Source organism: Vibrio sp. 10N.222.54.A3 (assembly GCF_041474095.1).
GTDB lineage: Bacteria > Pseudomonadota > Gammaproteobacteria > Enterobacterales > Vibrionaceae > Vibrio > Vibrio crassostreae_C.
Map to the genome: position 1 here is coordinate 70,013 of NZ_JBFRTN010000016.1, position 6,372 is coordinate 76,384.

5 protein-coding genes and 1 pseudogene are annotated in these 6,372 nt (G+C 46.4%); 1 reads left to right on the forward strand and 5 read right to left on the reverse strand.

The features are described from left to right. The first annotated feature begins 98 nt into the window (after positions 1–98). On the forward strand, positions 99–887 hold the full coding sequence (locus AB4507_RS04675) for a helix-turn-helix transcriptional regulator (protein WP_372182307.1): 789 nt from the start codon (positions 99–101) through the stop codon (positions 885–887). Between the two features lie 100 nt (positions 888–987). Here AB4507_RS04675 and AB4507_RS04680 read toward each other — a convergent pair whose 3' ends face one another. From AB4507_RS04680 to AB4507_RS04700, 5 genes and pseudogenes are all read right to left on the reverse strand, one after another. Beyond that, positions 988–1,170 (reverse strand): hypothetical protein, encoded by a 183-nt coding sequence (locus AB4507_RS04680; protein ID WP_104216241.1) that lies wholly within the window; start codon positions 1,168–1,170, stop codon positions 988–990. Continuing rightward, positions 1,167–1,376 carry a hypothetical protein gene (locus AB4507_RS04685; protein ID WP_017060055.1) on the reverse strand — a complete coding sequence of 70 codons (210 nt, stop codon included), beginning with the start codon at positions 1,374–1,376 and terminating at the stop codon, positions 1,167–1,169. Before AB4507_RS04685 ends, AB4507_RS04680 begins: the two co-directional genes overlap by 4 nt. A 204-nt stretch (positions 1,377–1,580) precedes the next feature. Beyond that, entirely contained in the window at positions 1,581–2,702 is a 1,122-nt protein-coding gene (locus tag AB4507_RS04690) for a lipocalin-like domain-containing protein (protein ID WP_372182308.1), read from the reverse strand. An 11-nt stretch (positions 2,703–2,713) separates the two neighbouring features. Continuing rightward, positions 2,714–5,248 (reverse strand): ABC transporter permease, encoded by a 2,535-nt coding sequence (locus tag AB4507_RS04695; protein WP_372182309.1) that lies wholly within the window; start codon positions 5,246–5,248, stop codon positions 2,714–2,716. 8 nt (positions 5,249–5,256) lie between these two features. Then, positions 5,257–5,955: pseudogene (locus AB4507_RS04700) on the reverse strand (ABC transporter ATP-binding protein). Between the last annotated feature and the right edge of the window lie 417 nt (positions 5,956–6,372).

Here is a 6,372-nt window from a genome sequence, read left to right on the forward strand (position 1 = left end):
GTGAATTCCGTGGCGAATGAGTTGATGCGGCTAGTTTGACAGGTCGTTATACTTACAAGTATCTTTATAAAGACATTAAGCGCGATAGGAAGACAAGTTTGAAAAAACACTCCAGAAACCTTCATCCATCCTTATTAATTGATAAGGCACCATCCAACGTATTTATGAATTTTGACGCGTTTCTTTCGAACACTGAAACCCGAGTTCATAGCCACTCATGGGGACAGGTTCAATTGATCAGTGGTGGTATATTAGAGATGGAAGCGGAAAGCACTCGATTTCTAGCGCCACCACATCTAGCGATTTGGGTACCGGCCGGGGTGATGCATTGCAGTTATAACCGTAAGCCTTTGGACTACTGTTCACTAAATATCGCCCCAGAACTCACGCAACACCTGCCAGATAAAACCAGCCTTATAAAGATCACGCCGATTGTGTCTTCTATTATCGATGATTTTCGCGATCGTGGGATCAATGTTGCGGAAACCGAGCAAGACCAAAGGCTCGTTCAGGTACTGCTTGACCAACTTGCGCAGCGTGAGGTTGAACACCACTTCTTGCCTTCAACCGATAATAAGTATCTAGCGCCTATATTGGCTTCTGTTGAAGAGAACCCAACCGATGAAGTGACGCTGAAAGATTGGGCTGAACGTGTCCACACCACGGAAAGAACCCTTTCTCGCCACTGCCAGACCGAGCTTGGAATGAGCTTTACCGAGTGGCGACTGCGTGTCCGCTACCTATACTCAATGGACTTGTTGAGAAACGGCCAATCGGTTAAAGAGGTCGCTCTTACATTGGGTTATAACCAAGCAAGCCCATTTATCACCATGTTCAAACGTTACGCGAACCAAACGCCAGAGCAGTATAAGAACCGTTTGTTGTAGCTCGGTCTTGTTGCCAAAAGAACGGATGTTTGCGCTAGTTAGTGCGTAGATAGACCACAAGTGAATAGATAGACCATAAGTGAATACGTGCAGTATGAGCTTATGGAATCGCCCTTAACAGCCCATATATTTCGCTCTGTTGTTCGGTGACATCCTCATAGTGTTGGTTCAATAGAGCACTGTTGCTGCCCACTTTGAACAGTATGTACGTTTCTCCGTCGACCTCGAACCAATTGAAGGTTCCATGCTGGTTATACGTGGTCATTGTTTTGTTTATCTTCATGAGATATACATTAGCAGCGCAAGACATGCAGACGTACATAAGCCAAAGAAAGAAAAGAAAAACCACGAGCCTAATACTGTTTTTTCTTTTCCTACCTCTTCATTACTTTGCTGCCAACCAAGTTCACGAACCTGAGCCTTGGTAAGGTTTAAGTCTAGTTTCTCTATGTATTTGTTGAGTTCGTCATTGTGTACTGAGCTAATCATGTTCTATCTCCCCTAAGCATAAGATTGGTATTTTAGGGGAGCTCATCGTTTGGTTAAATTAGATATTTTTCAACAGGCGTTAAGATAAATAGAACACGTGAAACAACAAAAAACCTCCGTGGTGGAGGTTTTGGTTGAAAGTGTTTTAGTTGATGGTTATCGCGATGTATTTGTTGTTAGATTCCACCTGTATTAATACACAATCTAATACCCAGTCAACTCCATATAGCCAGACCCAGAATGAGAACCTTTGATTTCAATTGGCCCTTCCCAATAAGGAACCGACAGCGGCATTTTGGCATTTGGATTGAGTGCCGAGACGGTCAGTTCTATTTGCTGGCTTGGAATCGAAACTTGCCACTCTGTTGGGTAGTCACGCCCGTCGATTTTAGTTTGCTTGATGGCGGTTAAGCTGATGTCTTGCTGCTTAATCGCGATGCCGGAGCCATCTTGATTCATCAACCTCGCATGAGAATAGCTGGCTTTGCCTGTAGTTGAGTTTCGAAGTTGAAATACCACCAAGCTGGTTTCATCACTCAGCCTTAGCGCAAACCAATCCCAACCTTGTTGCGAGTCGAGTAAAAACTGCGAGCTCCATTCTCTGTCTATCCAACCTTTGCCGGAAACTTGATGGGTGACGCCATCAATAGTTACCTCGCCCGATACATTGATGAATGGTTGGCTGTAGTAATAGGAAGCCACTTTGCCATCGCTACTTTTAGTGCTGTAGCCTTGTTCGCCTTGCTTTTGATATGGCGCGTTGTTGGTTAACTTAAGCGAATATCCAAATTGACACGAGTTAGCGACCAATGTAGCTGGGAACAGGTCATCGGTCGTCGACGTCCATTGCCAATCATCGAGGTAAACACGAAACGGCGAATCGCTTACACCCGCCAGTTCAGCTTGGTCACGTGACCATTTTTCATCGGCATAGTGTCTATTTTTAGTGGTGACAGCGCTGTGCGCCATGTAAATCTGCTGACTTTGCCACGTAGTTTCCTTGGTGCTATTGCCACTTTCATGTGGTGCAGCCGCAAAGCGGAACTGTGTCCATTGCACACCTAACACATTGTCTTCTTCATCAATTAAGTTTGCGGCTAAATACCACCATTCATGACGAAAATCTGGATGTGCTTGATGGTCGGCAGGGAAGGCGATGTCGATACCTTTAACTACCGGTGTGAATTGATCAGTCTCTTTTTGTGTTTCATCGTCGGTTTGTTTTCCAGTGCCAAGTATTGAGCCCATATTTTGAGCTGATGGTTGAGTGGATTCATCGCACCCTAAAAGGAGCAAGATGCCAAGTGTGAGAACGAAAACTCTCATTGTTCGATTCATCACAACACCTCACTCTGTAAACTGGATACCACGGGTTTGCTGACCAAACGCCACAGTGGAATCAAGGTCGCAATCACTGCCACTAAAATGGTGATGGTTGCGATGCTGAGTGCATCACTCCAATTCCACACAGAATTTAAACTCCAACCAAAGGCGCGCAGGGTAACGATGTCCGTCAACACATAACCGACCATAGCGCCGAGTGGTAAGGCGATAACCAGAGTAAAGGCGACCAGAACAACGATTTGCCCGACCACCATCGCCATCAATTTTTTCTGACTAACACCGAGCGCGTACAACCTTGCAATGGCGGCTTTGCGTGCATCGAGCAACATGAAACAGGCGCAGAACAACCCAATCACCGCCACCATTAAAGTGACGCCATTAAGCGCCCGAGTGATAGCAAAGGTTTGTGAGAAGATATCTAAAGCGATCGATTTGATCTGTGCTTGATCGTAAAGCTGGCTAGGGTGCAAATTGAGTTGTTGGCGTAGCTGTTCGTACACCACTTGTGGGTCGCCAGATACTTTGATTCCCAAGCTGGTGGGTAAGTCAGTAAACCCGCTTTCGAGCCATAAATTAGGTGCAAGCAACACTTCGCCATTCGGTGAGCCGTAATCATGGAAAATCGCCCCGACGATGAGTGTTTTGTCTTGGATCGCGTCGAGCTTTAGTCGGCTTCCAAGGGACAAGCCGAGCTTCACTGCCGTAGGTTCGCTGATCGCCACGAATTCACCTTGGTAAAAGCGCGTCCAGAAATCATCAAGGTGGGATTGAAATACCATGGTTTGCTCAAGTGTGTTTTTGTCTTTGGTGCCGAGCAAAGTAGGTAAGCCCTGCAAGTTATCGTCGACATAATATTGCTTATAAACGGTTTCAACATTTTCAAACTGCTCCAACGCACGTTCCACATTCGCGATTTCACCTTGGGCAGGGCTAACGTAAATATCGGCATGTAAGCGCTGTTCAAGCCATTGCTTTAACGTGGATTCAAAGCTGCCGACTAAGGTATTCATTCCGATATTGGCGGTGACAGCGAGAAGCAACGCCATCATGGCAAGGGAGAGAGGGGAAATAAGTTCACGTAGCTCAGCAAACAGATATTGTATTAACCCCGATTGGGTGCGTTTTTCGCTCCAGTTCGCTAGCACGCTTAGCGTTTTGGGCAGGTACAAAGGAATCGATACCACTAACACACCGAGCCATGCCATGGTGAAGCGATGATGTTCGCTCATCCATAAACCTGCTAACGCGAGAATAGTTAATACTGACCCGATAACAAACAGCTGATTTTCGTTAGACGTTTCCGGCGCTTGATAGAAACCGCCATGGGAAGAGAGGGGTTGTCGCACCCGCTGTTTAAAGTGTTGCCAACAAGCGACAAGCGTTGCGGCCAGCGTGAGTAGCAGTGCCTGCACTAACCATTGCCACTGCCATGTACCGGGAAGCAGTGTTGCACCATAAAGTTGCTCAAGTGTTATCGCGACGGTTGGATGCAGCCAATGGCTGAGTTGGATGCCGAGAATGAAACCAAGCGACGCGCCTAGTGTGACTAAAAGAGTCAGCTCGACTAACAGAGCTGAAAACACGATGCTTGGCGCAATGCCGGCTTGTTGAATTTGCACCAATAGCCGATTACGCTTCAGTAAACTGTACTTCACACCATTGTAAGCGATGAATAGGCCAACCAAAAACGCCAACAGACTCATGGCGGTGAGATTGAGGTGAAAGCTATCGGTAATTGAGCCCAGATCCGTACTTTGGTTGTTGGAAATCCATCGTCCTTGCTCGCCAATAAGGCTTTGCCATTTATCCTGAGGATTGCTCTTAGTGTCGCTCTTAGTGTCAAAAATAGCGATGTAGCTCAGTTGCCCTTGCTTGTTAAGCAGTTGCTGAGCGAACCCAATATCCATCAACATTCGGCTACCTAGCTGCCATTCATCTGGTAGCACTACCACTTGAGTGAGCACTTCATCCAAAGTGAGTGTGTCTACTCCTCCCAAGTTCTGGTGTTGCGACTGGCTCATCATCACAATGGGTTCACCCGCTAAGAGTTGCGGCAAAGGTAAGGCATTGTCGAACAGGGAAATGTTTGGTTCTTTGGTTTGAGTGTTGCTTTGTTCGTCGACGCGAGCGTGACGAGATCTTGAAGTGAGGGCGGCGATCAACTCACTGCCTTGAACTGACCAACGTCGACCTTGCTCGTCTCTTACTCGCCCTTCTATAACAGGTAGCGCTGCGCTTAATCCACTTTGTCTTAAGCTGAAGTAGAGCGATTCCGGCAAATAGTTTTGCCCTGCTGGTGGAATGATAAGGTTCTGCGCTTGAGCGCTAAGTTGCTCGGTCGATTCTGCATAACTGCGCTTGGCATTGAGGTTGATGGCTTGCACTGCGACAAACAAGGTGACCGCTAACACAATGCCGATCAGAATCGCTGCGGCTTGCAATGGTGATTGACGATAGTGCGCCGCGAATAGATTCAGAGTCAGTTTGGTATGGGTGAGCTGGTTCTGAGCGAAGCCAGTTTGCTTCATTGGATTACTCACAACGCTGCTGCTCTTGGGGTTAGATCGGCGTTCCTTAAACAACCATCATCTAACACCAATTTTGTCTGCATAAAGCTGGCGCATTCTGGGCTGTGCGTAACCAAAAGCACCGCAGTGTTGCCTTGAGTGGTGATTTCACTCAGCAGCTTCATAACCTCTAACCCTGCTTTGTGGTCGAGGTTGCCTGTGGGTTCGTCGGCAAGCAATAGTTTGGGTTTATGGGCTAGCGCGCGCGCTATTGCGACTCGTTATTGCTGACCGCCAGAGAGTGCGGATACATGTCTTTCGAGTAACTCGTTGATACCCAATGCATCAACTAAATAATCGCACCAGTCGCTCCATTTTTGTTGATTCAAATGGAGCGGGAAGGCGATGTTTTGTTTTACGTTGAGTGGGGTTAGTAAGTTGAACTGTTGAAAGATAACGCCCAATTTTTGATGACGAAATCGGCTCCATTGTGGATCTTTCCAATTTGATGTGTTCTCGCCATCAAGCCACAATTCTCCACCGGATAGAGGTTCAAACCCCGCAATGATGTTAAGCAGAGTACTCTTTCCACTGCCACTCGCCCCTGTCAAAGCCACGCTTGCCCCTGTTGCCAAAGCGAAGTCGACATTTTCCAACACGCTATGAGTGTCTTTACCATCAACAAAGCTTTTGCTGGCATGTGTGAGTGTGACAATTGGGCTTTCCATTTCCTTTCCTTATAACCAAAACCTACCATCAAAAGGTGTCGTTACTTGTGGCAATTACTGAAGCGACAAGCTCTATAAAACTGTAGACAACAATTTGAAAAAGAAAGCGATTTATATCGAATAATTAATAACTTGTACTGCGAAAAGAGAGAAATAGATCAGTGTGAGGAGGAATACAGGTGTTTGTGGGAGCTTAGAGTCACCTCAGAGGCTTTCGAATTTATCGTCAGACGGTTCGTGACCACGTTTAAGTGCAATAAATCATGGTTTAACGTGTTAAAGGTTTTCTTTATGAAAGTGGTGAGGGTTGGTGCTGTTTTACTAGCTTGTTTCTGCCCCTTTTCAAGTTAGAACCAAAGTTATCCTTCAGCCATTATTGTGACTTTTGACTTACATATAGGGCTCTTCTCCGCTTAG

Excerpts from the sequence above, each read along its gene's own strand:
- AB4507_RS04680 (WP_104216241.1), bottom strand. The coding sequence starts at position 1,170 with ATGAAGATAAACAAAACAATGACCACGTATAACCAGCATGGAACCTTC.
- AB4507_RS04685 (WP_017060055.1), bottom strand. The coding sequence starts at position 1,376 with ATGATTAGCTCAGTACACAATGACGAACTCAACAAATACATAGAGAAA.
- AB4507_RS04690 (WP_372182308.1), bottom strand. The coding sequence starts at position 2,702 with ATGAGAGTTTTCGTTCTCACACTTGGCATCTTGCTCCTTTTAGGGTGC.
- AB4507_RS04695 (WP_372182309.1), bottom strand. The coding sequence starts at position 5,248 with ATGAAGCAAACTGGCTTCGCTCAGAACCAGCTCACCCATACCAAACTG.